Raw genomic sequence first — 25,623 nt, forward strand, 5'->3', positions numbered from 1 at the left:
GGTGAAGGAAGTGTATGCAGCGTTTAAGTATCGGTCCTAAATTCCTATTAATTCTGGTGACGCTAGCCGTCGGATTGCTTGTCTGTAGCCTAGGGGTAATTTACCAACAAGAATTTGGCCGGTTGCAGATGATTTTGGAAGAACAAGGAAAGATTATTCAAGCACAAATTGAAGTCACGAGAGCCTATATTGCCAAAAATTATGTGGGAAAATTAAAGCAATCGTCCTTGGGCTCCAATCTGCATGTGTCTCGTGATCATGAGCAAGATCCCGATGCCATTCCTTTTCCCGCCACTGCCATACAGGAAATCGGCCAGGAGTTAGGGGTGGTGGGGGTGTATCAGGCACGGTTCGTCAGCGATCAGCCGATGAATCCCGCCAATGCCCCGAAAGATAGCTTTGAACAAAAGGCTCTTGAGCGAATTAAGAATGGAGCGAAAAGTGTCAGTGAAATTGAGACGATCAACGGGGTTCCCACTTTTCGACGGGCGAGCGCAGATGTAGCTACCGTCGAAGCTTGTGTAAGTTGTCATGGCGGGAAAAAATTGGGAGATGTGCTAGGGGTGTTGTCCCTTTCAATTCCGATAACGCAGGACAAAGAGGCGATGGTCAGTTCGATGCTCCATTCAGGGATGTTGATGATCGGGATCATCGTCATTTTCCTGAGTGCAGTGTACTGGCTGGTTGGTCGGCTTGTCCTGCAACCTCTTCACGCCTTAATGGGCACCTCTCGTGCCATTGCACAGGGCGAAGGTGATCTGACGAAACGAGTGTCAGTTGGAAAGGGGTTTGATGAAATCGTGGAACTCAGTCACGATCTCGATTCGTTTATTGAAAAGATGCGTTTGGCGGTGTCGTCTGTCAAGCATGTGACCAACCGTCTTGTGGGTTCCACTGTTCAGCTTTCCACGACGTCGGATGAAGTGGTTCAGGCTGCTGAAGGGCAAAATGCTCGCGTGATGCAGTCGGTTTCCACGGTGGAGGAAGTGACAAGAATTGCGGGAGAAGTCGCGCAAAGTTCCACAGAAGCGGCACGGATTGCTCAGGAAACAGCTACAGCCGCACGAAGTGGACAGGAAGAAATGAACCAAACCGTGATGGGCATGCAACAAATTTCTCAGGCGGTGGTGCAGGCCGCCAATATTATTGCCACACTCGGAAGGTCTTCTGACCAAATTGGAGAAATCGTGAGCGTGATTGAAGATATTGCGGATCAGACCAATTTATTGGCACTCAATGCGGCCATTGAGGCTGCGCGGGCGGGTGAACAAGGGCGAGGGTTCGCTGTGGTTGCCGATGAAGTACGGAAATTAGCAGAACGGACAACCAAGGCGACTAAAGAAATTGGAGATAAGATCCGGCAGATTCAGAAAGATACACGAAGTGCTGTTTCGTCCATGGATCAAGGTACAAGCCAGGTCGGCCATGGGGTGGCGTTGGCCAATAAAACCGGAGAGGCCTTAGCAAACATTCATTCAATGATTAATGCTACGGTGGGAAAGATTCAACAAATTGCCAATGCTACAGAAGAGCAATCCACGGCAACGCGACAGATTGCCAGCGATTTAGAATTTATGACCCAAACCACCCGTCAGACAACCAGTGGAGTTTTTCAGTCGGCCAAAGCTTGTCATGACTTGCGACTGTTGGCCGGGGATCTTCAGAAGTTGGTCGGATCAATGAAAGTGTAACTCAAGGATCCCCGTGCCCGGTGGATGGTGAAACAGTCCTAATGGGTCGAAGGGGGATTCTGGTTGATCGAATCGTTGAACCCCGGTGACTGGTCGGTTGAGGTCGAAGGGGGCAATTTCTTCTTGGCGACAACTTGTTCGAGCATGCTGACGGAGTCTTTGAGTAAATCCGCCGCGCAGGCCAATGTGACATGTAATTGTTTCCAGGCCTCATCCCAGCGGCCTTCAAGTTGAAGGTCCTGGAAACGTCGATGTTGGTCTTGCAGAATGGCTTTTTTGGCATCAAGGAGTAATCGATCGGCTTGTAAGCTGGCTAGTCTGTCCATGTAATGAATCCTTTATTTCGAGACATGCTAATGAAGTAATAATGCTGTTCACCCTATCAGAGCAGTTCTTGAAGCCTCAAGGTTCTGATAATGGACATTTGTGGAAAATGTGAAGAATTATTGGAGATTGCTGTAGATTCTTACCTGCCTCTAAACGAATCTAATGGCTGTCGATGGAAAACAATGGAAAACAAAAAGGCTCAAGTTGGAAATTTCGTGGTGGACGGTTGAATATGCTTGAACTTGCGGGAATTGCATTTACCAAAAAGGGACTGTCGGTAGGGAGGAAAGTGATCCCACGGGAAGCGGAGTCAGTCATGCGGCTGGTTGCGAGGAGGGCCAGGTAATCGGGGGATTGGAGAAACAAAATGCCATGGCGATGTTGGTTAGGCAACGGCTCTCACAGGGTCGGAATGGGATGAGAGCGAGACTCTTGACGCGTCTGGAGGGACACAAGTCATGCAGAATACTTTGACGAAGGTATTACCTCGTGATGATTTTGAGGAAGACAGTGGAGTGGTTCTCCAAGTGGTGAGTTTTCAGTTGGGGGACGAAGTCTTTGCCATTGATATCCTGGTGGTTCAGGAAATTATTCGTATGCTTGATATTACCCAGGTTCCGAATGCCCCTCATTATGTGGAAGGGGTGGTAAATCTGCGTGGAAAAGTCATCCCCATTATCAATCTTCGGGTTCGCTTTGGTCTGTCCGGGACTGAACCCACCAAGGATACTCGAATTGTGGTCGTGGAAATCGCGCATATGATTTTAGGATTTATCGTTGATTCCGTCGAAGAAGTCTTACGCCTGTCTGAAGAATGTATTGAACCCCCACCTCCCACTAGTCGAGGAGGAGCTGAAGAATGTCATAAAGGGGTAGGGCGGGTGAATGGGTGCCTGGTGTTGTTGCTGGACCTTGAACGGTTGTTTAGTAATCGGTCCTTTGTATAAGGAAGAGTAGTCCATCATGGATATTTTATCGGTATTGGGCATCCTTCTTTCACTGGGTGCCATTGTAGGCGGACAACATCTGGAGGGGGGGCATTTAAGCTCCATTCTTCAAGGGACGGCCTTTTTGATTGTGATGGGAGGTACATTAGGCGCGGTGATGCTGCAATTCCCGCTTCCAATTTTTCTGAAAGCTCTTTCCAGTGCAAGCATGGTGTTTGGAAATGTGAGTGTGGATATGAAGGGCATTATTGCCAAGATTGTGGAGTTATCAAATATCAGCAGAAAACAGGGACTCTTGGCCCTGGAAGGACAAATTAAAACGTTGACGGATCCGTTAATGGCCAAAGGGGTGCAGTTGGTGGTCGATGGGACGGAGCCGCACAAAATAAAGGAAATCCTTGAAGTGGAAGTCGAAATTTTTGAAGAAGAATTTGGCACGACGAGCAAGGTCTATGAAGCCTTTGGAGGATATGCGCCGTGCGTGGGGATTATTGGCGCCGTACTTGGTCTGATTCATGTGATGGAAAACTTGGCCGATCCTTCAGCATTGGGTGGCGGGATCGCGGTTGCATTTGTGGCCACGGTCTATGGGGTGGGAGCTGCCAACCTCTTGTTTCTTCCTATGGGTAATAAAATCAAGTTAAAGGCTAAGACCTTGATCATTGCGAAAATTATGGTAATTGAAGGCCTGGTGTCCGTGGCCCAAGGGGAGAATCCACGAATGATTGAGGAGAAGTTGAGTGGATTTCTTTCCTCGGCGGATAAAAATAAAAAGTAATCGCTGACGTCCGGACGGTTGGGGTGAGGGGCGTGTGAAGAAAAAACACGAGGAACACGAAAATCATGAACGATGGCTGGTCTCGTATGCGGATTTTATTACCTTGCTGTTTGCCTTTTTTGTGGTGATGTATTCAGTCTCGTCTGTCAATGAAGGGAAGTTCAAGGTCCTAAGCGAATCACTGGTGAGCTCCTTTAACAACAAAAAGACAGTAGGGGAACTTTCAATTGTGAATCTTCCCATAAACAAAAATATCCCCATTCAGGTAAAAGCGAAATCTTCTTCAACGGAAAATGCCAAGGCCTTTCTAAGTGTGGCCAATGCCATTACTGCAGCGAACATTCCTCAAGGGGTGCAAATCACCACGACGGAACGTGGGTTGAATATTCGGATTAAAGACGATGCGTTATTTAAAAGTGGAAGTGCCAGGCTGAATCCACAAATCATAGAATTTATCGATCTCCTTGCCGGACTCGTCAAAGAGTTGCCCAATCGCATTTCCGTTGAAGGGCATACGGATAATCAACCGATTCGATCGACTCTGTATCCCTCGAATTGGGATCTTTCTACTGCCAGGGCCAACACCTTAGTCCGCTATTTGATCGACCAGCATCATCTTGCTGATTACCGATTGTCTTCAACCGGCTATGCAGGGACCCGTCCTGTTGAGTTAAATGATACACCACAGGGACAAGCCTCTAACCGTCGGGTAGAACTCATTGTGCTGAGGGATTCCCGTTCCGACACCGAATCCTCCCACCCCTACCTTCCCTAGAAATTATTCCACGATTCGACCACAATTTCAGAACATCAGTTGACCCGATTTCGGTTTTCCGCTAGGCAGGATCAGGCCTATAAGGAAAGTAATGCCGGTAAGTGCCGTGTGGTGTCCGGGATTCCAACGCCTGGTAGTTTTAGATATGAAGGGTTCGATAGGCAACAATTGCCATTTCGAGCTCACTGGTGCCGCGTTTATGGAATGAATGCTTCCTCTCCGTAGAAAAACTTTCCACTCCGGTCTCTCTTCCGATCAAAATCCGTCTCCTTCTCTTATTGGCACATGCGTTGCAGAATTCTCAGGTATTCACGTCAAGGAGGAAGCCCCATGAACCGAGGTATCTATCCGCCCTTAGCCGGGGCGATCACGCTTGAACACCGCATGGAAGTCCTTTCTCATAATATTGGGAATGTGAATACGACAGGATTTAAAAAAGATAAGCCGGTTTTCGCAACCATCCTGGGACAAACCTCAGGGCCTTCCGTGGCCGGAATAGATTTGTTTCCCCTGATGGATGCGCTTCCCCCTGACCGATCGCAAGGCACCTTGTATCAGACTGGGGAACCGTTAGATATAGGGCTGGAGGGCGAGGGATTTCTGGTCGCCCAAACATCAGATGGATTGCGGTATTACCGTGGCGGAAAATTGTATCGAAATGCAAACGGAAACTTAGTGACCCATACCGGGGATCCCCTTATGGGAAAGAAAGGGCCCATTACCCTTCCTCCTGGTGAGATCGTGATTGGCGCTGATGGAACACTTTCCGTCAATAATCAGGTTGTAGACAAGTTTCGGTTGGAAAAGATTCCCGATGGCCAAGAAACGGCCAAGGTGGGCAATTTGTTCTGGACCGTTCCGGCTCAGATCGTTCCGGATAAGCAGACAACGGTGCATCAAGGCATGTTGGAACAATCCAATGTCAATCCGTCCCTGGATATGGTCGAGTTGATCAAAGTGACCAGAGAATACGAACAAATGCAAAAAGCGATTAAAGCCATGGATGAACTAGCCGCCCAAGCCATACAAGCAGGCCGGGTTCAAGGGTAATCCAAAACAGGGATGAAGAATTTCCCAAGACCCTATTGCTGTATGAACAGTTTTTCGGGGTCAGCGAATACAGATAAAAAGGGGGAGCAACCACAATGATTCGAGCGATGCATACCGCATCAACAGGCATGTTTGCCCAACAACTCAATATTGACACGATTGCGAACAATCTCGCCAATGTGAATACGACAGGCTTTAAAAGAAGTCGCGCAGAATTTGCGGATCTTCTTTATCAAATTTCCCGTTTGCCTGGAGCGAGTGCTTCGAATGTTGGAGTCTTTCCTGTGGGGATGCAGGTCGGGTTAGGTGTGAGGCCGGTCACCGTGGCGAAGGAGTATGTGCAAGGAAGTCTCAAGCAAACCACGAATCCGTTGGATTTGGCGATAGAAGGGGTGGGATTTTTTCAAGTCACACGCCCGGATGGGACCACGATGTATACGCGGGCTGGATCCTTTAAACAAGACAGTACGGGTAATGTGGTTTCGGGTGACGGCGATCAACTCATCCCGAGCATTACCATTCCGTCCGGAGCACTCCAAGTGGATATTGGGCAGGATGGAACGGTGTCCGCGTTGCTGCCCGGGGTGTCCCAAGCCACCCAGGTTGGGCAAATCCAATTGGTCCGATTTGACAATCCGTCTGGCTTGATTGCGCAAGGCAATAATTTATTTTCAGAGAGTTCCTCTTCTGGTCCTGCACAACAGGGAACACCGGGTTTTTCAACCGGCTTTGGAAATATACAGCAAGGATTTCTTGAAATATCTAATGTGAATATTGCCGATGAAATGGTCAATATGATCATTGCTCAACGGGCCTATGAACTGAATGCGAAAGCCATTCAGGCATCGGACGATATGATGCAGGTTGTGAACGGACTCAGACGTTAGAGGATAAGAATTTGAAGATTGTCATGATATTACTGGGGTTGTTCCTGTGCGGGAATGGGTTGGGGACACTTGGAGGAATGTCCTGGGCGGAGGGACCAGTCTCATCAACACCTGTTCGTCCGGATAGTCAGTCGTTGGATGGAAGAGATTTCGAACGGGTGATCCTGGCGGAACTGAAGCGCCGCTATGGACGTTCGCAGCACCAGGTGTCGTTTCGGGTATTGTTTCCCAAGCAAGGGGTTGAGGTTCCCAACGGAAAAATCCACCTTGAGATTGGAGATTGGTCAGGGGGCGGGAGGACAGGACGACGTGCCTTTCGAGTTGGGATTTTTGTGAATAAGCAATTTCTCCGAACGGTGAATGTTGTGGGGGAAGTGAAAGCCCAAGTCGAAGTGGCGACACCAATACGTTGGTTGAAACCCAAAGAGGTTGTGACCGGCGAGGACCTGTCTGTGATGCTGGTGGATGCCCCTTCATTGACACATGATTTTATTCTTGATCTTGACGAAGTGATAGGGAAACAGGTCTTACGCCCATTGCCACCAAGACAACCGATTCGAAAAATTATGTTGGACTATCCGCCGATGATTCATAAAGGCGATCGGGTGATGATTGAGGTCAGGGGTGATGGTTTGCTAGTTCAAACCGTAGGAATAGCCAAAGCGGCTGGTAAAAAAGGAGAAACCATTCCTGTCAAAAATCAGACATCGGGCCGGGAGGTGTTAGGTACCGTCTTGGCATCGGGACTCGTGGAGGTTGGATTTTGAGCAATGACGTGTTGAGGGCGAAGTCCTGGGCGTGGGGAGTCCTGCTGCTGGCAGTCGTGGTTAGCGGGTTCGGCTGCGCCAAGGAAAAGACCATGAGACAGGTTGAAGCTGAGTCGTATCTTCTTGAAAAGAGTCCGCCATCCTCCATGGGGTCTCTCTGGGACCCCGGGAACGGACGAGCGTACATGTTTGAAGATAGGCGAGCGGGTCGAATCGGGGACATTGTCGTGGTGCAAATTGTCGAACAACACAAGGGTTCCAAAAAAGCCAACACGAAAGCAGACCGGGATTCCAGCCTGTCAGCTGGAGTAAGCGGGGGACTCTTCGGGATTAACACCCTCAGCCAGAAGTTTGCAGAATATTTCAATATTGATGCTGGAACTTCCCATGAATTTGAGGGCGACGGATCGACGAGCCGGGAAGATACCTTGACGGGCACCATTGCCGCCAATGTCATTGAAGTCTTTCCCAACGGTGACCTCCGGATTCGGGGGAAGCGGGAGGTCACGGTTAATAGTGAAAAGCAAACAATGACCATTAAGGGCATTGTCCGCCGGATCGATCTGGATACGCAGAACATGGTGTTGTCATCCAAAGTTGCCGATGCAGAAATTTCCTATACCGGATTAGGAGTGGTGGATGATGTTCAGAGACCGGGGTGGGCCACCAGGATTTTTGACTGGTTGACGCCGTTTTAAGTTATTTGGGGATGAGTTCATTTTTTTGAACTAATTGGAGAATGTGGTGAATCGTCCATTATCTTTTAGAAATGGCAGAAAACCTTCAAGGAAATCCAGACGAGCATGGGTTTCCGGATGGGGTGTCGTCTTGGTTTTGATCGGCGGATGCCTCATGGTCAGTGCGAGTGCGGTCATCCTACCGGGAGAAATTCAGGCGGCCCGCATCAAAGATATCGCCTCCATTGAAGGCGTGCGTGAAAACCAGTTAGTCGGGTATGGCTTGATTGTTGGTCTAGACCGGACCGGAGATTCGGTCGTCGGTGGTCAATTTACGGCACAAGCCATTATTTCCATGTTGAATACCATGGGGCTCAAACTCAATATTGATCCCATTCAATTATTAACTAAAAATACCGCGTCTGTGATGGTGACCGCCAAATTGCCGCCGTTCGCGAGACCCGGCATGAAATTGGATGTGCAGGTCTCCTCCATGGCCAATGCCAAAAGTCTGCGAGGGGGAACGTTGTTGTTGACGCCGCTGAAAGCAGCCAATCAACAGGTGTATGCTGTCGCCCAAGGGCCACTCTCCACATCGGGATTTGAAGCTGGTGCTGGAGGGACCACAGTGAAGAAAAATCAACAATCCGGGGGGATTATTCCTGGTGGAGCGATTGTCGAACGAGCGGTGGATGTGGACATGCAAGCGTGGGAGAAATTTTCTTTGACCATGCATCAGGCTGATTTCATCACGGCATTGCGGGTGTCTGAAGCCATTAATGCTCATCTTGGGGATGGTGTGGCCTCGGCTGTCAATTCCGGACAGATTCACGTGGGGATTCCCGAACGGTTTCAGGGCAAGATAGTCCAAATGATTGCTGCGGTTGAAGGGCTGGATGTGAATGTGGACGTCCTGGCCAAGGTTGTGGTGAACGAACGAACGGGAACGATTGTCATGGGTGAACATGTCCGGTTGGCGAGGATGGCTATTTCCCATGGCGATCTCACGATCAAGGTGGGAACGCAGTTTAATGTCTCCCAACCAGAGACTGCCTTTCTTGGGCGGGGAGCACAGGGTGCCGGTAGAACTGTCGTGACTCCGGATGTCCAAACCGATGTGCAAGAAGAGGATGGTCGAGTCATTCAAGTAGACAGTTCCGTGACGCTTGGGGATTTGGTCAAGGCGTTGAATTCATTAGGTGTTACTCCTCTCGATTTGGTCGCCGTACTAACGGCGGCAAAGGCTGCAGGTGCCCTTCAGGCCGACTTGGAGTTAATCTAGGTCAGGATCTGAAGAGAGCACGTTGTTGATGACTGTCTGGCGGAAAGGATGTGGTCTATGATAGCTGACATGATCCCTATGGATATGACGGGTCTCTCACACTCCGTCACCACTGGGAGGATAGATCGGGTGGAAGATTCCGTTCGTCGGGGAGAATTACTGGGTGCGAGTCAGGAATTCGAATCCTATTTTTTGTCCTATCTGATGAAGGTGATGCGAGAGACGGTCCCCAAAGGCGAGTTCACAGCCAACCCCATGGGGGAAATGTATTATTCCTTTTATGACGAAGAAATTGGCAAACGTGCCGCTCAGGCGGGAGGGTTTGGCCTTTCTGCGTATGTGTTGGACACGGTGGCCAGGAATGAAGACCTCACACGTTCTCCCACCTCAGGTCCCCCTTTTTTGAAATCTTGAGAGGTTCTGTAAAGTTTAACGGCGTTGCTTCCGATACATACAGAGAAGGAGGCAAGAAGCCATGACCATACGGGGCCTTGATCCCAGTGGAGAGCTGGGGAAACTATTTTTTCACGTCCAAGCTAAAAACCTTCAGACGCAGGAGGCCAGCCCGCCAAGTGCCACCCAGCGTCCTTCGTCTGCTGACCCTGTTGATCTTTCCGTTTTGGCCCAGGAAATACGCGACTATTCCACTCGAGTGGCGCAGGTTCCTGAGCTGAGAGAGGAGAAAATCAGGCGTATTAAGGAGGTATTGGAGGCGGGGGCACAATTGGCAACCTCCAGTCAGGTGGCCGATGCCTTGACCCGAGAGACGATTCTGAACGAGCTGGGCTCAAAATAAACACCTGACCTTTATAAGAGAAATGGCTGACCGATGATTCATCCCCAATCGGCAACGTGGGAACGGTTGCTGGAAATGTTGGCTGAAGCCCAATCGGTGTTTCAGCGGTATGGTGTGTTGCTTTTTCAAGAAGCGCACAGCCTTCGGATCATGGATCGCCCTAAGTTGGTCGAGGTAAACAGTCAGAAGGAACAGGCGTTGGAGACGATGTGTCAGTTGGAGCAGCAGGTAGAGCGTGAGCTTCATCGGTTGGCCGGGTCCGCCGCACACGAGTCAATTTGGAGTTGGTTGAAAGCCGTTCCGGACCCACGGGCACAATTGGCGCAAGGAATGTTGACGGACCTTCTTCGGCTGGCGCGTTTGATCCAGGAACAAGGGAAAAAGAATGATGCCCTGATTCGCCCAATCTATCATAGGGTCCGTGAGGCAGTTCAGGTTATGTATACAGGGTTGGGTACCGGTCCGGTATATCAGGGATCCGGAATATTACATTTTCCTTCGGTTCCTAGCTCGGTCCATCTCCAGGGATAGGAGTCTTATGGCGGGCATCAGTGACATCTTTAATATCGCGCGTTCCGGTATTCGTGCCAACCAACAAGGACTCGCGACCACGTCCCATAACATCGCCAATATTAATACCAAAGGCTATTCCAGACAGGAAGTCGTCCTTGAGACTGCGCGGCCGGCTGAAGGGACGATTGGGAGCGGAGTCCGGGTTGCCGCTATTCGTCAGACCGTCGATGATTTCCTGGAAAACCAGTTGACCTCCGTCAATGAGGATATTGGATCTATAACCGCCAGGAATAATTACTTGGTTCAAGCCGATGGGATTTTTACCGAAACGGATAATTCCGGACTATCGTTTAGTCTGACAGAGTTTTTCAATGCGGTTCGGGATTTGGCCACGAATCCAGAAAGTACCATTCAGCGGACGGTCCTGTTGGCTAAGGGGCAATCCCTCTCAGACCAGTTTGTAACGGTGGCGCAAGGATTAAATCAAATCCGCTTAGATGCCGATGGGGAGATTGCCAGGCATGTCGACACTATTAACGGGTTGGCCACAAAGATTGCCTCTCTGAATGATGTCATTTTTAAAACGGAATCCGGTGGACGTGACGCGCTGGATTTACGGGATCAACGAAGGGTCCTCATTAATGATTTGGCGGGTTTGGTCAATATTGAGCAGGTGCCTCTGAATGACGGAATCACCATTAATGTCGGAGGGCAACTCTTGGTAGCGGGTAATCATGCCAATGCGCTGTCGACCGAAGCCGACCCGGACAATCCTCCATTGCATGATGTGACATTTGTGCGCAGTGACGGGAGTGAGTTGTCAATCACTCACAATATTCATGGAGGACAAATCGGCGGATTACTCGTCCAGCGTGATGAGGATATGGTGGAATTTCAGGACCAAGTGGATCGATTGGCAGCCGTGTTGATTAATGAATTTAATCAACAGCATCAGGCCGGGTATGGCTTAGATGGCACCACGAATAATAATTTCTTCTCCACCTTAAGTCCTCAAGCTCCTCTGGCCCATGACCGGAATTCGGGAAGTGCCACCGGGAGTTCGGTCACGATTGCAGATCCCACTTTGGCGACCTTCCAGGAGTATGAGGTGCAGTTTTCCGGGGCCTCTGCCTATTCGGTGGTCAATACGGCGACCGGTGCGACGGTGACGTCTGGGGCGTATACCTCCGGATCATCCCTGAGTTTTGATGGGTTAGATGTCGTGATCAACGGCACGCCGGCTGCCGGAGATGTGTTTTATGTCAATGCTCAAAAAGGGGCGGCCCAGCAATTTGGTGTGGCCCTTTCGGATACGGATAAGATCGCGGCCGCTTCTACGGCGGCAGGAATTCCCGGAAATAACACCAATGCATTAAATCTGGTGGCGATTCATACGAATCGGCACGTGGATCTTGGGAATGTGACACTCAATGATTACCACACGATTACGATTGGGGATGTCGGGAGTGCCACTCAGCAATCGACACAGGCGCTGCATAGTAAACAGCTGGAAATTGATCAATTGACGGCCTTGAGAGAAAGTGTCTCCGGGGTTTCATTGGATGAGGAATTGACCAATCTCCTAAGTTTTCAACGCTCATTCGAAGCCTCAGCCCGGATGATTACGGTAGCGGATGAATTGTTCCAGACGATACTGGCGATGGGTCGTTAACCTTCTTGATGGGGCAACCATCTGGGGGTAAGTCTCATTGATGACCGGTTCAAATCTTTCGGATAAGGACGAACAATCGTATGCGTGTGACTGATCGTCAACAGGTTGATGCGCTGCTAAGGGGGATTCAAGGTATTCAGCGAAATATCGGGGATCGCCAGGAACAAATTTCTTCCGGAAAGCGAGTGAATCGCCCTTCTGATGATCCTGCGGCATCCGAACGGATTAATCAGTTCCGGAATGTTCTACGGACCACTGAACATCGTTTGAACACTGTCAATGAAGGTATAGGACGGCTCAATTTATCCGATAGCGTTCTGGGACAGGCTGGGAATACCGTCCAGCGGGCGAAAGAACTGGCTTTGGATATGGCAAGCGACACGAATACGTCCGTGGAGCGACGGAATGCGGCTCAGGAAGTTCAGCAACTGATTCTGGGCTTGGCCGGCATTGCCAATACTCAACTGAATGGACGATTTGTGTTTGCTGGCAGTCAAACAAAAACCGAACCGTTTGTCCCGGATTCGGCCACGGGATCAGCCAGTATCACCAATGGGGGAGGTGCCGGTGTTGGCGTATCTGTGGCGTCCGCGCCGGCATTACAACCGGATGCGTATCAAATCCAATTTACCTCCTCGACGCAATTTGATGTTCTGAATCTGACAACGAATCAGACCGTATCCTCAGGCAATACTTATGCATCCGGGGCGACATTCTCGTTTGATGGGTTGGATGTCACCATTACGGATGGAGGGGGACCCCCTGCCGCTGGCGACCAATTCTTTGTACGAGTCGGCTATACCTATCAAGGCGATGGTGCGGGGGTGGAGGTGGAAGTTGGTGATGGTCGGACCGTGGCAAGCAATGTTCCTGGGGACCAAATCTTTTCGGGCCCCACGGTGGATCTGTTTCAAAATCTTCAGGATTTTCATCAGGCCTTGGTGACCAATGATGCGTCGGGTATTCAAGCGGCCATCGGTCAGTTTGATCAGGCTCTCTCCCAAGTAAACGATGCCAGGGCTACAATCGGTGCCAGAGTCAATCGACTGGATACCATCAAAGATGGTTTAGACCTGTTGAGTGTGAATACGCAAACTCTTCGGTCAGATTTTGAGGATGCGGATATCGCCCAAGTGGCTTCTGATTTGGCTACGCTCCAAAACACGCTTGAAGCCTCGATGAGCACACTGGCACGGCAATTTCAGACGAATTTATTAGATTTCATTAAGTAGGCCGTGAAGATCTTTTATTTATTAGACTAAATAGTGTCACCCCCGTGATTGAATAGGTACGAAATCTTTATGCGAATTCTTGTTGTTGATGATGATCCTCTCACATTACATATGGTGGTGTATCGATTGCGGCAATGGGGCCATGATGTTATTTCCTGCACTGACGGGGATTCTGCATGGAAGGTGTTAGCACGAGGATCCGTGCCGAATGTGGCGATTGTGGATTGGATCATGCCGGGGCTCAATGGCCCTGAACTGTGTCAAAAGATCCGTGGGAGAACCGACTGCCCCTATGTGTATATTGTGATGTTGACGGGGCGGAACAATCCTGAGGATCTCATTGCCGGATTGGACGCGGGAGCAGATGATTATCTCACAAAGCCTTTCCATTTAGGGGAATTGGATGCACGGTTACGAGCAGGGAAGCGAATTGTCGATTTGCAAAATGAATTGATTTCGGCTCGAGAAACCCTTCGAATTCAGGCGATGCAAGATCCCTTAACGCAAATTCTGAATCATGGCGCCATTGTGGATACGTTGTTGCAGGAAATCAATCGGGCCCATCGGGAACAGCAACCCCTGAGCCTCATTCTGGCCGATTTGGATGGATTTAAGAATGTGAATGATTCCTATGGGCATGTTGCGGGCGATCAGGTGCTGGTTGAGGTCGCTAGACGGATGCGTTTTTGTTTGCGTTCCTATGATGCCATTGGCCGATATGGCGGAGAGGAATTTCTCATGGTGTTGCCCAATAGTGATGCGGCCCAGGCCGTTCGGCTCGCTGAACGGATTCGAGTGGCGATTTCCCAGAAACCCTTTCGCGTTCACAATACTGATCTCACGGTGACGGTCAGTCAGGGGGTCACGACGTGGACCAATCCCTGTCCAATTCCCATTGAACAATTAATACAATCCGCAGACGGTGTTCTCTATTTAGTCAAAAATAGCGGTCGAAATGGCGTGGAGTTTGCGCAATTTCATGGGCATGCGGATGAGACTTTTTCGCGCCTCACGAGTTCCCAACTTCAATGAAGCAATAATTATGGCCTCAATCCTTGTGATTAATGATGATCCGGTCCAACTCCATCTCCTTGCGAGTTGGCTTGAGAAGGATTACTTTGCGGTCAATCGTTTCGTCTGTTCTGAGGAGGCCTGGCGGTGGCTCCAAGAAGGGAATGTCCCGGATGTCATTGTTCTTGATCTTCATATGCCGGGAATTAGCGGATGGCGTTTTTGCGAATTATTGCATTCCTTCTTTGGGTCGACACAGGCCGTGCCGCCTGTCCTTGCCGTTTCCGCCACGTATACCGGAATCGACGCTCAGGACATTTTAAAAGATCTCGGGGCCTCCGCATTTCTTGCCCTTCCGACAGATCCGCAACGCTTTCGTCAGCAGGTACGCCAGCTGGTAGAAAGTCCTCCAAGTCCCCAGCGTCCACGGATCTGGATAGTTTCGGCTAACAATTCGACCATTCAAGGGATTCATCACCTCTTCCTTGAACGGGGGTGGCACGTGGTGGAATGGGAAGCGGGCAAGCAGGTTCAGGTGGCGGTGAATCTTGTCGACCCGGATATTATCCTCATTGACGATCCTCTGCCGGATATGACAAGCGAAGAGTTCGGGATTTGGTGCAAAGGCCAATTTCCTCAGGCCATGTGTATTGTCCTTGGACACGAATCTCCGGCAGGAAGATCCTTTCCTGAGGCGATCCATGTAGATGCGTATCTACCAAAAGCGTGCGATCCATTCAATATCATTTCATTGTGTGAAAAAGGACGGTGGGAACGCGCATTCGCTCGAGTGGAACATTTACTGGATATCCGCACTGATGATTTACGCGAATCTGAAGCTCAATTCAGGGAGCTGTTCGAAACGCTTCCGGATATATTGGTGATTTATGATCATCGAGGAATAATCACTCACGTCAATTCCCTCGGAGCACAACAATTAGGGTATCGCCCGCCCGTCCTGATGGGGGAAGCCTTTTCGTTAATCAGACCTGAGTCAGCAGACGCGGAATCCAGTCCTACGGTGTCAAACCCTGCCCGTGGGGGTCGGAGATGGGAGGAAACGTTCCTTCGTCATCAAAACGGCAGCAATCTTCCGGTAGAGATGCTGGAACGAATGGTTCAGTTTCAAGGCCAACGTCAAACTCTGTTCATTGCCCGCGATTTGACGGCAAGAAAGCACATGGAGGAAGAGAAATTTGCCCTTGAACATCAGTTGCGGCAGGTTCAAAAAATGGAAGCTATCGGTCGACTGGCCTCAGGGGTTGCACACGATATGAATAATACGTTAACGGCAATTCTGGCCCATGCAAGTTTGCTGAAGATTCAGGATAAAGCGGGCACCTCCTTGTGGACAGCGAGTGATGTCATCGAGAAAGCCGTTCGTCGTGGAAAGGAATTGACTTCCCAGCTCCTGGGGTATGCCAGGCAGGGCAAACATCATCATGTAACGGTGGATACCCATGAAGTGATTCAGGAAGTGATGAGCCTGCTCGGAAGGACGATCCATAAACTGATCACATTTCGAGCGGATCTGTCGGCTGCGAGGCCTCATGTGGTGGGGGATCCTAACCAGCTCTATCAGATTCTCATGAATTTAGGCGTCAATGCCTGTGATGCAATGGGTGAACGTGGGGAATTGCTTGTGCAGACTTCGAATGAAACGGTCACACCGGAATATGCCTCACGTGTCCCGGGACTGTGTGCAGGTGATTATGTGTTGATTCAGGTTACGGATACCGGGACGGGGATGTCACTAGAGACTCAACGACATATTTTTGAGCCATTCTTTACCACGAAAGAGCAAGGGCAGGGAACTGGAATGGGATTGGCGATGGTGTATGGTATCGTCAAAAATCATCATGGATATATCGGGGTGACGAGTTCCCCTGGATGTGGAACGACCATGCGTGTCTATCTTCCGGATGCACCGTGTGCGACTCACAAGACCAGATCGACTCAGAAGACGGAGCCTTCTCACGGGACAGGACATATTTTAGTGGTGGATGATGAGAAGGACGTGGGGGAAGCCGCGCAGGCCATACTGGAATACCTCGGCTATCAGGTGACGGTTGTGTTGAATGGGAAGGAGGCCGTGGACATTTGTCAGGACTTGACGATTCCTGTGGATGTTGTGCTGTTGGATATGGTGATGCCTGTAATGTCGGGGGCGGCATGTTTTGAAGAATTGCGAAGGATTCGACCAGATCTCAAGGTCATTCTTTGTACGGGTTATGACCGGAACCATGCTGTACAAGATTTATTCAATCAAGGTGTCATTGGGTTTATTCAAAAACCGTATGATGTCGACGAATTGGCTCATGCTTGTCAGGTTGTCCTGACCAATGACAATCGGGTCCAACCCTGTGGTACGGGGAGAACGTGCTAAGCATAGATTTGGTTGAGAGGGAACTCGAGGACAGGCTCACTTCAGCATGAAGATGAACATATTGACCTATGTGGAGAATATCCCAACATGAAAATTCAGACTAGTCGGTTCGGCATGCTGGATGTGTCCGATGACACGCTTTTAACGTTCCCATGTGGCCTCGTAGGGTTCCCAGCTTTGCGACGGTATGTGGTGCTCGACCCGCCAGAGGATGCCGATTATCGGTGGTTCCAGTCCGTGGATGAACCAAGCTTAGCTTTTGTGATAATGGACGTGCATCTTTTGCAGCCGGATTTTCGCACCAACCTATCCGAAGAAGGACTGGTGGAACTCGGCATGACTCCGACCGATTCCATTTCAATTATGGCGGTCGTCACGATCCCCTCTGACCAGCCCGATCAGGCCACTGCGAATCTTCGTGCCCCTCTTGTCGTGAATGAACGAACACGACACGGGAAACAATTGATTCTCCATGAATCAATCCCCTTGCGCTATCCATTATTTCAAGATTCTACCCAGTGCCAATCTTACTCCGGGGCGGCGAGAGAGGCCGCATCGGTGTAATGAAGGCAGGCACACTACCGGTCCACAGGGCCAACCGGTTTAATGCGTTTATGATGTAAGGACGTTTCTTCTCCGCGTGAATTTTACCTCAAAGCCAAGGAAGGCACCATGCTCATACTCACCAGAAAAATTGATGAAGCCATTCGTGTAGGAGATGACATTCGCATTGTTCTCGTCCAAATAAAAGGAGGGCAAGTGCGACTCGGGATTGAATGCCCGTCGCATGTCCGTGTCCTTCGTGAAGAATTATATGAAGCCGTCCGTCAAGAAAATCTAAATGCCGTATCCTCGGATCCGAAGCATTTGGCTCACCTACCCAGACCGAAAAGGCCGCCGGTTAAACCTACCGAATAAACCTAATTAGATCAGACTCGTGTTCTCCGTCATGTGTGGCGATTCCTCATTGAGTCCATCCACCGCATTGTGGGCTCCGCCTAAACATTTGCACCCTGCCATTCTGGCAGGGATCGGCATAACTTGTGTTTGGGGTGGGCTCGATTAAAAGTGTGGGCGGGTATTGAGTCGGAGTAGGTCAACGCACCTCATGGGCCCGACGTGGCTCTCTCATCTGGTTGCCACAATGGGCCTGAAACTCAAAGTTGTCTGGTTGTGAGGAATCACGTGTTGCCCTTTGTAGATGCGACACATTTACTCGACGAAGTCACCTTGTGAAAAGAACACGATTAGTCGCGGCAAACAGAAATCGAAAATGGCCATAATGCCGTTTTGCCAAAAGTGGCGGCTGATCCGCAAGCCCGAATTGGGTGCAAAGGCAAGAAGAAGTCCTGGTACGGGGCGAGGGAGCATGTCAGTGTGGATATGCAGTCAGTCCTGGTCCACAAGGTGGTAACCACGACAGCCAATCGACCGGATGCCCAAGGCTAACACCGTGTCTGGCCCACGCCGGGAGTGATCGATAGGGATAAAGACTATGGCATGGCCCCCGGCATCAGGCGGCCGCCCACCGGGATTGTCATCTTCCGGCCATGCCAGAGAACACCATCAAGACCATATCCGAGACCGTGATTGCTGGGATACCCATCTGCGGGCACCCGATGTGCGCATCTGTTCGCATCGCCTGCAAGGAAGTGCTCTGGGGCTGCGCCAAGACTTAATTTGCGGCCTTCCTTCAGGCCGGACCATTTCCTCTGAAGCGTTTGCGTATCCTCGGGGCAGTAATGCTATCCGTCTTACCCCAGGGAGATCTTCAGGGGTTTCATCACCCAAGGAGGGGAACACCCTTACAGTGTCGGAGATCGTGCTAACCCACCGGAAGCCAATACGGGGATGGATTCTCCATAGGCCTTGTTTGAAAGAGGATTGAGGATCATCGTCGCACGAGTAGGTCGTATTGGGTTCTATTCCATAGCGCCATAAAGGCTATGTCTCAATGTGGTCCCACCGGTTTCTTCAGTCCTGCGTTCAATCAGCGTTTCTCTTGCTAGGCAAAAAATTCCGAGTTTGTCAGCAATGAATTCCTAGTAGGTAAAAGTTTTTCGAATGACCTGGAATTTGCCAGCATTGGGAGCTGGATCCCGTCTGTTGTAACTTGAACTGCATGGCATAAAACTTGAACTTCTTTACATCGTAAAAAGAAGTCGTGAAGTTCTTCACGGTCTGTGATGCCTGTTCTGAAACCGGTGAACGAGGCAGAGGGTTAATCGCAAAACAATATGGAAAATTCTCAAAAATTTTGTGAATTGTTCTCTCAGGCGCTTCGTATACGCCTGGTGGAAGAACGGATCATCGAATTATATCCTGGCGATGCTATTCAAAGTCCGGTGCATTTATCGATTGGACAGGAGGCTGTTGCTGTAGGGGCATGTCGGGATTTAAAAAAAACAGATTTGGTCTTTTGTACCTACCGTAGCCATGCTTTTTATCTGGCTAAAGGGGGAAGTTTGGCGGAAATGTTTGCCGAACTGTACGGAAAAGTTACCGGGTGTGCGCGAGGAAAGGCTGGTTCGATGCATTTAGCGGCACCCGAGGTAGGGTTGATGGGTGCCTCGGCTGTGGTGGCCAGTACAATTCCTCATGCCGTGGGAGCGGCTTTGGCGGCGAAACGGTTGGGCCATGATCAGGTGGTGGTTGGGGTGTTTGGAGACGGAGCCACGGAAGAAGGCGTCTATCACGAATCATTGAACTTCGCGGTTCTTCATCGCTTACCCGTGATATTTCTGTGTGAGAATAACGGATTAGCCGTGCATTCATCACAAAAATCCAGACAGGGGTACGATATTCTTGACCATGCACGATCATATCGTCTTCCGGTGTACCACATTGCCGAGGGATATGATTTTGTGAAGGTGGCGGACACGATGTCAGACATTATTCAACGTGTTCGGTTAACCCGAGAACCGGTATTTGTGGAGATTCGGACCTATCGGTACAAAGAGCATGTCGGGCCTGGCGAAGACTTCATGTGTGGCTATCGACAACCTGAAGAGTGGTTGGCTTGGAAACGACAGGATCCTCTCGAACAGTATGGGAACCTAGTCGAAACGTTTCGCCCAGCCATCCTGAAAGAAATAGACGAAGCGGTACATTTTGCCATGAGCAGTCCATTTCCCTCAGTGGAGGAATTACTTCGCGATGTTGTGTAATGCGGCGGTCACATCCCGTGTGAACGGCCAGGCGGCGTCGGGTCTTCGTGCTGAGGCGGGTACGGAGATCATGAGCTATCGGGACGCGCTGCATTGGACCATGCATGACGCCTTAGAGCGGCATGATTCCGTTCTTATCCTGGGGCAGGGGGTAGATGACCACAAAGGGATATTTGGTTCCACCACCGGATTGAGTCAAGAGTTTGGCGCGGATCGAGTGATGGATACGCCACTTGCCGAAGAAGGCATGACAGGGGTAGCCATTGGGGCCGCGTTAAATGGGCTGTATCCGATTCAGACCCATATTCGTGCCGACTTTTCATTATTAGCCATGAATCAGATAATTAATTTAGCGGCCAAATACAGATATATGTTCGGTGGCCGGTTTGACGTGCCCATGTTGATTCGCATGATCGTTGGGCGAAGTTGGGGGCAAGGTGCGCAACATTCACAAAGCCTCCAATCTCTTTTTGCGCATATCCCCGGGTTGCAGGTTGTGATGCCCTCGAGTTCGCAATCGATTCTCGACACCTATCCGGCGGTGATTGATGGCTATCGGGGTCCCGTCATCTCATTCGAACACCGGTTGATGTACGACCTGCAATTTTATGTAACTCCTCTAGCCACGAGGCAGGAGATCGATCCCTTCGGGTCCCGGTTAGTACGACCAGGTGAGGAGGTCACCATTGTGGCCACCTCCATCATGGTGTTGGAAGCCATGAGAGCAGCAGAACACTTGGCCCTGGTGTCCGATATTCAATGCGAGGTGATTGATTTGCATTGCGTGTCCAGCCCTGACTGGGATTTGGTCATGCACAGTGTTGAAAAAACGGGACGGCTGGTCGTGGCGGATACGAGTTGGCGGGAATATGGTGTATGCGCGGAGGTGTGTCGTGTGGTCGCTGAAAGAAATCCCGGATGTTTGAAGGCACCGGTGGTGACCTTGGGAATGCAGCCCGCTCCCTGTCCTACGGCCAAGTGTTTGGAAGATCTCTTTTATCCCGATTTGCGCCAATTAGTGGATGCGTTGGCTGTCCTCGTCACCGGGAAGGAGACCCATGGGTTGCCTTTGCCCGATACCCAATCGATGGCAGATGTGTATAAACGGTTCAAAGGCCCTTTTTAAGCAGGATTGTGGGACCACCTCATCAAAGGAATGCGAAGATGAAAGTGCTTATTACGGGGATTTCAGGAATGGTAGGCAGTCACTTAGCGGAGTATATCCTTGCGGATCACCCGGACGTGGATCTGCATGGATTAATTCGATGGCGAACCCCTCTTGATCATCTTGTGGCCATTAAAGATCGCATTGCCCTGCATTATGGTGATCTTCGGGACTTGAATTCGCTCATTGTCGTGATCAAAAAAATCCAACCTGATTGGATCTTTCATTTGGCGGCACAATCCTTTGTCACGACAAGTTTTGACGCGCCGGTCGACACGCTCTCCACCAATGTGCTCGGGACGACCAATTTGCTCGATGCGCTCCGAATTACCGGAGTCGATGCTAAAGTTCATGTCTGCAGTTCCTCTGAAGTGTACGGACAGGTGTTGGCGCATGAAGTGCCTATCACGGAGGCCAATCCCTTTCGTCCGGCCAGCCCGTATGCGGTGTCCAAAGTCGGGGAAGACATGATTGCCTATCAATATTTTTTGTCCTACGGCATTCGAACCGTCCGTACCAGGATGTTTACCCATACCGGCCCACGGCGAGGGGATGTCTTTGCAGAAAGTGCCTATGCCAAGCAAATAGTCGAGGTGGAGTATGGGCTTCGGAAAAATCCGATCCGGGTTGGAAATTTGGACAGTATTCGGACATTTGCAGATGTTCGCGATGCCGTCAGGGCTTACTGGGTGCTGATGGAAAAGTGTCCAGCCGGGGAGGTTTATAATATCGGAGGTAACCGTACGATGACACTGCGCGACATGCTCGAGATTCTCAAAGGCATGGCAGCCTGTCGCATCGAGCATGTGGTGGATCCCGCATTGTTGCGACCCTCGGATGTCACCCTGCAGATTCCCGATACGTCAAAGTTTAAAGCGGCGACGGGGTGGGAACCACGCATCCCCTTTGAAGAAACCTTACAAGGAATTCTGGATTTTTATCGAAGGCGTTACCACAAGAGGAGCAAAGCTGCGTGATTATCTCTCGGACCCCCTATCGGTTGTCGTTCTTCGGAGGAGGCACGGACTATCCTCAATGGTATCTTCGGGAAGAGGGCGCTGTTCTTTCCACCACAATTGACAAGTATTGCTATGTGAGTTGTCGATACCTTCCTCCATTTTTCAATATTAAACACCGGATTGTCTGGTCGCATATTGAAACGGTATCGACTATTGGAGAGATTCTGCATCCTGCCGTTCGAGAGGGCCTGCGGTTTTTAGGTTTTGATGATTCTCAGGGAGTGGAAATTCAGCATCAGGGTGATCTGCCGGCCCGGTCAGGCATTGGATCCAGCTCTTCATTTTCGGTTGGTCTGGTGAAAGCTCTCACTGGGTTGAAGGGAGAGATGTTGGGGAAAATGGATCTGGCCCGCCAGGCGTTCACTTTAGAGCAGGATATCTTAAAAGAAACAGTTGGCTCCCAGGATCAAGTCGCAGCCGCCTTCGGCGGATTTAATGTTATTCGTTTTCTACGAGACGGTCAGATTCAAGTCGAACCGCTCACCTTATCATTGGGGCGACTGGCTGAACTGGAGCAAAATCTCGTTCTACTGTATACCGGGACCAGTCGCTTAGGTTCAGACATTGCAAAAAGTGTCACCAAGAACTTTTCTCTCAGGTCTGCCGAACTGAAAACCATGCGTGTAATGGTGGACAGGGGTTTGGGTATTTTGAGTGGAACGAATTCTCTGGAGGAGTTCGGAAAATTGCTTCATGAAAGCTGGATGCTTAAGCGGGCACTTTCCCACGACATTTCCAATTCCACAATTGATGAAATTTATAAAAATGCTCTGGGCAATGGAGCGATTGGTGGAAAGCTTTCCGGGGCAGGAGGCAGCGGGTTTATGTTGTTTTATGTTCCGATTTCCAAGCAGGCACATTTTCTTTCAGCGATGCATCCCTATATTTGTGTGCCGTTTTCCTTTTCACAATCAGGAAGCAGCATAATTTACTACGATGGGCCTGATAGAAGGGTATCCGGCGGATATCCTTCCGAGGGAGAAGGGGTCCATAAGGAAATGGAAAGAAGACGGCTTCCCTCTCTCAAGACCCCTAAAAAGGCAAAGGAAAAAGTTCTTGTTGGGCACCGATCCTGAGAGGCATGACCACATGCCGTCACGAACTTCCGTTCCGCCACAAATGGGTATGACCAAGGAGGTATTCGGGTGTCCGTGGTTTCGGGTCCATGAAGAAGCATGGGATGACTTTTCTGACTTGGACCGTCAACCGTTTTATCGTATTGAAAGCTCAAATGGTGTCTTAGTGTTAGCCCTGACCAAAAATGAAGAGATTATTCTGGTGCGTCAATTTCGACAGGCGTTGCGCAGGAACACCATTGAATTTCCTGCTGGGAGTATTGAGGACGGTGAATCTCCCGAAGAGGCCGCGGCGCGGGAATTACTTGAAGAAACGCGATATCGAGCCGGAGCGATTCGTTTGTTAGGGAGCGGACATATCATGATGAATCGGTACAGTGCGAGAGATTTTTTATTCATGGCTCAAGATTGCGAAATCCTTTCTTCAACTCCCGAAGTTCCGGACCAAGACGTACTTCTGGTTTCACCCCAAGAGTTTAAAGCCCTCGTGACATCTGGAGATTTTGAGCATATTCCTGCGTTATCCCTTTTCAGCCTTGTTGAGTGGCAATTCGGTTCGCGTTTGGTGGTATGACATGAATGTTCAGGCCCTTGAATACAAAGCCGCAGAGCTGAGACTCCATATTCTCAGGACCGCGTTAAAAGCCGGGAAAGGCCATGTGCCCCCAGCATTTTCGTGGGTGGAAATTGGTGTGGCGTTGTTTTATGGGGGACACTTGAACCTTCGGTCCCATGATCCAAAATGGGAAAACCGGGATCGATTCATTCTGAGTAAAGGGCATGGATGTTTGACCTTGTATGCGATGTTGGCCGATTTGGGGTTCTTCCCCAAAACCGAGTTAGACAATTTTTGCGGGCCGGGAAGTCTCCTGGCCGGTCACCCCGATACCCAAATTCCGGGAGTGGAGGGGGTTTCGGGGTCCCTTGGGCATGGGTTAGGCCTGAGTGCGGGATTGGCCTTGGGAGCTAAACTTCATTCATACCCTTGGAAGGTTGTAACGGTAATGGGGGATGGGGAATGTCAGGAGGGATCCGTATGGGAAGCGGCGATGTTTGCGAGCCATCACCAACTCCATAACCTGGTAGCGATCATCGATCGGAATGGGTTAGGTGCGACCAACTATACCGAAAAAAATGTGGCCCTAGAGCCCTTCGTCAGCAAATGGAAGGCTTTTGGATGGGAGGTGGTGTCCATCAATGGACATTCCTTTGAAGAATTAGACAAGGTCTTAGGCTGCTTTCGTCAAAGGCAATCGGTGAAACCTCTGATGATTTTGGCTCAAACGGTGAAGGGAAAAGGGTTGTCATTTATGGAAGCCTCGGTCGATTGGCATCACCGGATTCCGAAGGGTGAGGAAGTGGAAGAGGCCATTCGGGAGCTAATGGGTGCAATTTCTTCATCGGGATCGGTGTAAACCATGGAGATGGCTCATGGTGAATGATTTTCGTGATGCGGTCTTTGACAGTGTATTACAGATTGTGGCCAAAAATCCCCGGACAATTGTCCTCACCAATGATATGGGAGCCATGGGATTAAGCCGGATTCAAGATTTGTATCCTCAGCAAGTTTTGAATGTGGGAATTAGTGAGCAAAATATGATGAGTGTGGCGGCCGGAATGGCACTTTCCGGATATGTGGTTTTTGTCTATGGAATTGCCTCTCATATTACGACGCGGTGTTATGAACAATTGAAATTGGATGTGTGTGCCTTAAAGGTTCCGGTCATCCTTCTGGGAATGGGGCCCGGCCTGTCTTACGGGGTGGATGGACCAACACATCATGCGACACATGACTGTGCTCTCCTCCAGACACTATCAGGCATGACCATTTATCTGCCTGCAGATGGCGTAGCCATCAAGGCCATGGTAGAGCAAGCCTACCAGAGTAGAACGCCCGCCTATATCCGGATCGATAAGGACCCCTATGAACCAGTCTATGCCCCCAATGAACATGATTTCAGTCTAGGACTCGAAACGATTCAACAGGGGGAATCCCTCTGTGTGGTGACCAACGGAATCATGCTTGGCAGGGTGCGAGAAGCGGCAAGAGAATTGCGGGAGGAAGGTATCGAAGTCGCTCTTGTGGATTTATATCGAATGAATCCTTGCAACGAGTCCAGACTCTGGGAAGCGTGTCGAAACGCTCAAGCCATTGTGACGGTAGAAGAACATGGTCGAACCGGAGGGATTGGAAGTTTGGTTGGGAGGCTGTTGAGTGAGCGGGGCCACGCTATTCCTTTTTGCGGGCTTTCGTTGGGTGATGAAATGTTGTTTGGCTCCGCGAGTCGAACCTGGGCCTTTGGGCAATATGGTCTGGAAAAGGAAAGCCTGAAAAACACATTTCGGCATATGGCCCTGTTACCCACGACGGTCTGATTTTTCTTCTCTCAATTTAGGTAAGGGTG

27 protein-coding genes are annotated in these 25,623 nt (G+C 50.1%); 26 read left to right on the top strand and 1 reads right to left on the bottom strand.

Annotation, left to right across the window (positions count from 1 at the left end; genetic code table 11):
* Positions 1 to 14 precede the first annotated feature (14 nt).
* Complete coding sequence (locus PP769_RS12515) at positions 15 to 1,691, top strand: methyl-accepting chemotaxis protein (RefSeq protein ID WP_312640589.1); 1,677 nt, start codon at positions 15 to 17, stop codon at positions 1,689 to 1,691.
* Positions 1,692 to 1,729: 38 nt separating this feature from the next.
* Here the strand turns inward: PP769_RS12515 and PP769_RS12520 are convergent, their stop codons facing one another.
* Positions 1,730 to 2,017, bottom strand: a complete 288-nt coding sequence (locus PP769_RS12520; protein WP_312640591.1) for a hypothetical protein — start codon at positions 2,015 to 2,017, stop codon at positions 1,730 to 1,732.
* A 459-nt stretch (positions 2,018 to 2,476) separates the two neighbouring features.
* On the opposite strand from PP769_RS12520, the gene PP769_RS12525 reads away from it, so the two are divergent.
* The 25 genes from PP769_RS12525 to PP769_RS12645 all read left to right on the top strand — a co-directional run bounded on the left by PP769_RS12525 (position 2,477) and on the right by PP769_RS12645 (position 25,594).
* The gene (locus PP769_RS12525) at positions 2,477 to 2,965 is read left to right on the top strand and encodes a chemotaxis protein CheW (protein ID WP_312640592.1); all 489 of its coding nucleotides are present in this window, start codon (positions 2,477 to 2,479) and stop codon (positions 2,963 to 2,965) included.
* 16 nt (positions 2,966 to 2,981) lie between these two features.
* Entirely contained in the window at positions 2,982 to 3,743 is a 762-nt protein-coding gene (locus PP769_RS12530) for a flagellar motor protein (RefSeq protein ID WP_312640593.1), read from the top strand.
* A gap of 34 nt (positions 3,744 to 3,777) precedes the next feature.
* Positions 3,778 to 4,518, top strand: a complete 741-nt coding sequence (locus PP769_RS12535; protein ID WP_312640594.1) for a flagellar motor protein MotB — start codon at positions 3,778 to 3,780, stop codon at positions 4,516 to 4,518.
* Between the two features lie 330 nt (positions 4,519 to 4,848).
* A complete protein-coding gene (locus tag PP769_RS12540) occupies positions 4,849 to 5,568 on the top strand; it encodes a flagellar hook-basal body protein (RefSeq protein ID WP_312640595.1) in 720 nt (239 codons plus the stop codon).
* Positions 5,569 to 5,663: 95 nt separating this feature from the next.
* On the top strand, positions 5,664 to 6,455 hold the full coding sequence (flgG, locus tag PP769_RS12545; protein ID WP_312640596.1) for a flagellar basal-body rod protein FlgG: 792 nt from the start codon (positions 5,664 to 5,666) through the stop codon (positions 6,453 to 6,455).
* A gap of 23 nt (positions 6,456 to 6,478) precedes the next feature.
* A complete protein-coding gene (flgA, locus tag PP769_RS12550) occupies positions 6,479 to 7,222 on the top strand; it encodes a flagellar basal body P-ring formation chaperone FlgA (protein WP_312640597.1) in 744 nt (247 codons plus the stop codon).
* Positions 7,219 to 7,920 (top strand): flagellar basal body L-ring protein FlgH, encoded by a 702-nt coding sequence (locus PP769_RS12555; RefSeq protein WP_312640598.1) that lies wholly within the window; start codon positions 7,219 to 7,221, stop codon positions 7,918 to 7,920. The genes flgA and PP769_RS12555 overlap by 4 nt, the downstream gene beginning before the upstream one ends.
* Positions 7,921 to 8,074: 154 nt before the next feature.
* A complete protein-coding gene (locus PP769_RS12560; RefSeq protein WP_312640599.1) occupies positions 8,075 to 9,181 on the top strand; it encodes a flagellar basal body P-ring protein FlgI in 1,107 nt (368 codons plus the stop codon).
* 57 nt (positions 9,182 to 9,238) lie between these two features.
* Entirely contained in the window at positions 9,239 to 9,595 is a 357-nt protein-coding gene (locus tag PP769_RS12565; RefSeq protein ID WP_312640600.1) for a rod-binding protein, read from the top strand.
* 61 nt (positions 9,596 to 9,656) lie between these two features.
* On the top strand, positions 9,657 to 9,977 hold the full coding sequence (locus PP769_RS12570; RefSeq protein WP_312640601.1) for a flagellar biosynthesis anti-sigma factor FlgM: 321 nt from the start codon (positions 9,657 to 9,659) through the stop codon (positions 9,975 to 9,977).
* Positions 9,978 to 10,010: 33 nt separating this feature from the next.
* On the top strand, positions 10,011 to 10,508 hold the full coding sequence (flgN, locus tag PP769_RS12575; protein WP_312640603.1) for a flagellar export chaperone FlgN: 498 nt from the start codon (positions 10,011 to 10,013) through the stop codon (positions 10,506 to 10,508).
* 7 nt (positions 10,509 to 10,515) lie between these two features.
* Positions 10,516 to 12,162 carry a flagellar hook-associated protein FlgK gene (flgK, locus tag PP769_RS12580; protein ID WP_312640606.1) on the top strand — a complete coding sequence of 549 codons (1,647 nt, stop codon included), beginning with the start codon at positions 10,516 to 10,518 and terminating at the stop codon, positions 12,160 to 12,162.
* 80 nt (positions 12,163 to 12,242) lie between these two features.
* Complete coding sequence (flgL, locus tag PP769_RS12585; RefSeq protein WP_312640608.1) at positions 12,243 to 13,394, top strand: flagellar hook-associated protein FlgL; 1,152 nt, start codon at positions 12,243 to 12,245, stop codon at positions 13,392 to 13,394.
* A 69-nt stretch (positions 13,395 to 13,463) separates the two neighbouring features.
* The gene (locus PP769_RS12590; RefSeq protein ID WP_312640610.1) at positions 13,464 to 14,426 is read left to right on the top strand and encodes a GGDEF domain-containing response regulator; all 963 of its coding nucleotides are present in this window, start codon (positions 13,464 to 13,466) and stop codon (positions 14,424 to 14,426) included.
* A gap of 10 nt (positions 14,427 to 14,436) precedes the next feature.
* The gene (locus PP769_RS12595; RefSeq protein WP_312640612.1) at positions 14,437 to 16,791 is read left to right on the top strand and encodes a response regulator; all 2,355 of its coding nucleotides are present in this window, start codon (positions 14,437 to 14,439) and stop codon (positions 16,789 to 16,791) included.
* A gap of 87 nt (positions 16,792 to 16,878) precedes the next feature.
* Positions 16,879 to 17,355: a flagellar assembly protein FliW gene (fliW, locus tag PP769_RS12600; RefSeq protein ID WP_312640614.1), complete on the top strand. Its 477-nt coding sequence runs from the start codon at positions 16,879 to 16,881 to the stop codon at positions 17,353 to 17,355.
* 108 nt (positions 17,356 to 17,463) lie between these two features.
* Positions 17,464 to 17,709 (top strand): carbon storage regulator CsrA, encoded by a 246-nt coding sequence (csrA, locus tag PP769_RS12605; RefSeq protein WP_312640616.1) that lies wholly within the window; start codon positions 17,464 to 17,466, stop codon positions 17,707 to 17,709.
* Between the two features lie 372 nt (positions 17,710 to 18,081).
* Entirely contained in the window at positions 18,082 to 18,240 is a 159-nt protein-coding gene (locus PP769_RS12610) for a hypothetical protein (RefSeq protein ID WP_312640618.1), read from the top strand.
* A gap of 788 nt (positions 18,241 to 19,028) precedes the next feature.
* A complete protein-coding gene (locus PP769_RS12615; protein ID WP_312640620.1) occupies positions 19,029 to 19,958 on the top strand; it encodes a thiamine pyrophosphate-dependent dehydrogenase E1 component subunit alpha in 930 nt (309 codons plus the stop codon).
* Entirely contained in the window at positions 19,948 to 21,084 is a 1,137-nt protein-coding gene (locus PP769_RS12620) for an alpha-ketoacid dehydrogenase subunit beta (RefSeq protein ID WP_312640622.1), read from the top strand. The genes PP769_RS12615 and PP769_RS12620 overlap by 11 nt, the downstream gene beginning before the upstream one ends.
* Positions 21,085 to 21,122: 38 nt before the next feature.
* Complete coding sequence (locus PP769_RS12625) at positions 21,123 to 22,100, top strand: GDP-mannose 4,6-dehydratase (protein WP_312640625.1); 978 nt, start codon at positions 21,123 to 21,125, stop codon at positions 22,098 to 22,100.
* On the top strand, positions 22,097 to 23,218 hold the full coding sequence (locus tag PP769_RS12630; protein ID WP_312640627.1) for a GHMP family kinase ATP-binding protein: 1,122 nt from the start codon (positions 22,097 to 22,099) through the stop codon (positions 23,216 to 23,218). The genes PP769_RS12625 and PP769_RS12630 overlap by 4 nt, the downstream gene beginning before the upstream one ends.
* A 13-nt stretch (positions 23,219 to 23,231) precedes the next feature.
* Positions 23,232 to 23,792: an NUDIX hydrolase gene (locus PP769_RS12635; protein ID WP_312640629.1), complete on the top strand. Its 561-nt coding sequence runs from the start codon at positions 23,232 to 23,234 to the stop codon at positions 23,790 to 23,792.
* 1 nt (position 23,793) lies between these two features.
* Positions 23,794 to 24,633 (top strand): transketolase, encoded by an 840-nt coding sequence (locus tag PP769_RS12640; RefSeq protein ID WP_312640631.1) that lies wholly within the window; start codon positions 23,794 to 23,796, stop codon positions 24,631 to 24,633.
* Between the two features lie 16 nt (positions 24,634 to 24,649).
* Positions 24,650 to 25,594: a transketolase family protein gene (locus PP769_RS12645; RefSeq protein WP_312640633.1), complete on the top strand. Its 945-nt coding sequence runs from the start codon at positions 24,650 to 24,652 to the stop codon at positions 25,592 to 25,594.
* Positions 25,595 to 25,623: the final 29 nt, after the last annotated feature.

The sequence above is a fragment of the Candidatus Nitrospira allomarina genome (assembly GCF_032050975.1).
Taxonomy (GTDB): domain Bacteria; phylum Nitrospirota; class Nitrospiria; order Nitrospirales; family UBA8639; genus Nitrospira_E; species Nitrospira_E allomarina.

Excerpts from the sequence above, each read along its gene's own strand:
- PP769_RS12590 (WP_312640610.1), top strand. The coding sequence starts at position 13,464 with ATGCGAATTCTTGTTGTTGATGATGATCCTCTCACATTACATATGGTG.
- PP769_RS12640 (WP_312640631.1), top strand. The coding sequence starts at position 23,794 with ATGAATGTTCAGGCCCTTGAATACAAAGCCGCAGAGCTGAGACTCCAT.
- csrA (WP_312640616.1), top strand. The coding sequence starts at position 17,464 with ATGCTCATACTCACCAGAAAAATTGATGAAGCCATTCGTGTAGGAGAT.
- PP769_RS12530 (WP_312640593.1), top strand. The coding sequence starts at position 2,982 with ATGGATATTTTATCGGTATTGGGCATCCTTCTTTCACTGGGTGCCATT.
- flgL (WP_312640608.1), top strand. The coding sequence starts at position 12,243 with ATGCGTGTGACTGATCGTCAACAGGTTGATGCGCTGCTAAGGGGGATT.
- fliW (WP_312640614.1), top strand. The coding sequence starts at position 16,879 with ATGAAAATTCAGACTAGTCGGTTCGGCATGCTGGATGTGTCCGATGAC.
- PP769_RS12625 (WP_312640625.1), top strand. The coding sequence starts at position 21,123 with ATGAAAGTGCTTATTACGGGGATTTCAGGAATGGTAGGCAGTCACTTA.
- flgK (WP_312640606.1), top strand. The coding sequence starts at position 10,516 with ATGGCGGGCATCAGTGACATCTTTAATATCGCGCGTTCCGGTATTCGT.
- PP769_RS12570 (WP_312640601.1), top strand. The coding sequence starts at position 9,657 with ATGACCATACGGGGCCTTGATCCCAGTGGAGAGCTGGGGAAACTATTT.
- flgN (WP_312640603.1), top strand. The coding sequence starts at position 10,011 with ATGATTCATCCCCAATCGGCAACGTGGGAACGGTTGCTGGAAATGTTG.
- PP769_RS12540 (WP_312640595.1), top strand. The coding sequence starts at position 4,849 with ATGAACCGAGGTATCTATCCGCCCTTAGCCGGGGCGATCACGCTTGAA.
- PP769_RS12560 (WP_312640599.1), top strand. The coding sequence starts at position 8,075 with ATGGTCAGTGCGAGTGCGGTCATCCTACCGGGAGAAATTCAGGCGGCC.
- flgA (WP_312640597.1), top strand. The coding sequence starts at position 6,479 with ATGATATTACTGGGGTTGTTCCTGTGCGGGAATGGGTTGGGGACACTT.
- PP769_RS12565 (WP_312640600.1), top strand. The coding sequence starts at position 9,239 with ATGATAGCTGACATGATCCCTATGGATATGACGGGTCTCTCACACTCC.
- PP769_RS12635 (WP_312640629.1), top strand. The coding sequence starts at position 23,232 with ATGCCGTCACGAACTTCCGTTCCGCCACAAATGGGTATGACCAAGGAG.
- PP769_RS12595 (WP_312640612.1), top strand. The coding sequence starts at position 14,437 with ATGGCCTCAATCCTTGTGATTAATGATGATCCGGTCCAACTCCATCTC.
- PP769_RS12515 (WP_312640589.1), top strand. The coding sequence starts at position 15 with ATGCAGCGTTTAAGTATCGGTCCTAAATTCCTATTAATTCTGGTGACG.
- PP769_RS12645 (WP_312640633.1), top strand. The coding sequence starts at position 24,650 with ATGGTGAATGATTTTCGTGATGCGGTCTTTGACAGTGTATTACAGATT.
- flgG (WP_312640596.1), top strand. The coding sequence starts at position 5,664 with ATGATTCGAGCGATGCATACCGCATCAACAGGCATGTTTGCCCAACAA.
- PP769_RS12615 (WP_312640620.1), top strand. The coding sequence starts at position 19,029 with ATGGAAAATTCTCAAAAATTTTGTGAATTGTTCTCTCAGGCGCTTCGT.
- PP769_RS12620 (WP_312640622.1), top strand. The coding sequence starts at position 19,948 with ATGTTGTGTAATGCGGCGGTCACATCCCGTGTGAACGGCCAGGCGGCG.
- PP769_RS12520 (WP_312640591.1), bottom strand. The coding sequence starts at position 2,017 with ATGGACAGACTAGCCAGCTTACAAGCCGATCGATTACTCCTTGATGCC.
- PP769_RS12525 (WP_312640592.1), top strand. The coding sequence starts at position 2,477 with ATGCAGAATACTTTGACGAAGGTATTACCTCGTGATGATTTTGAGGAA.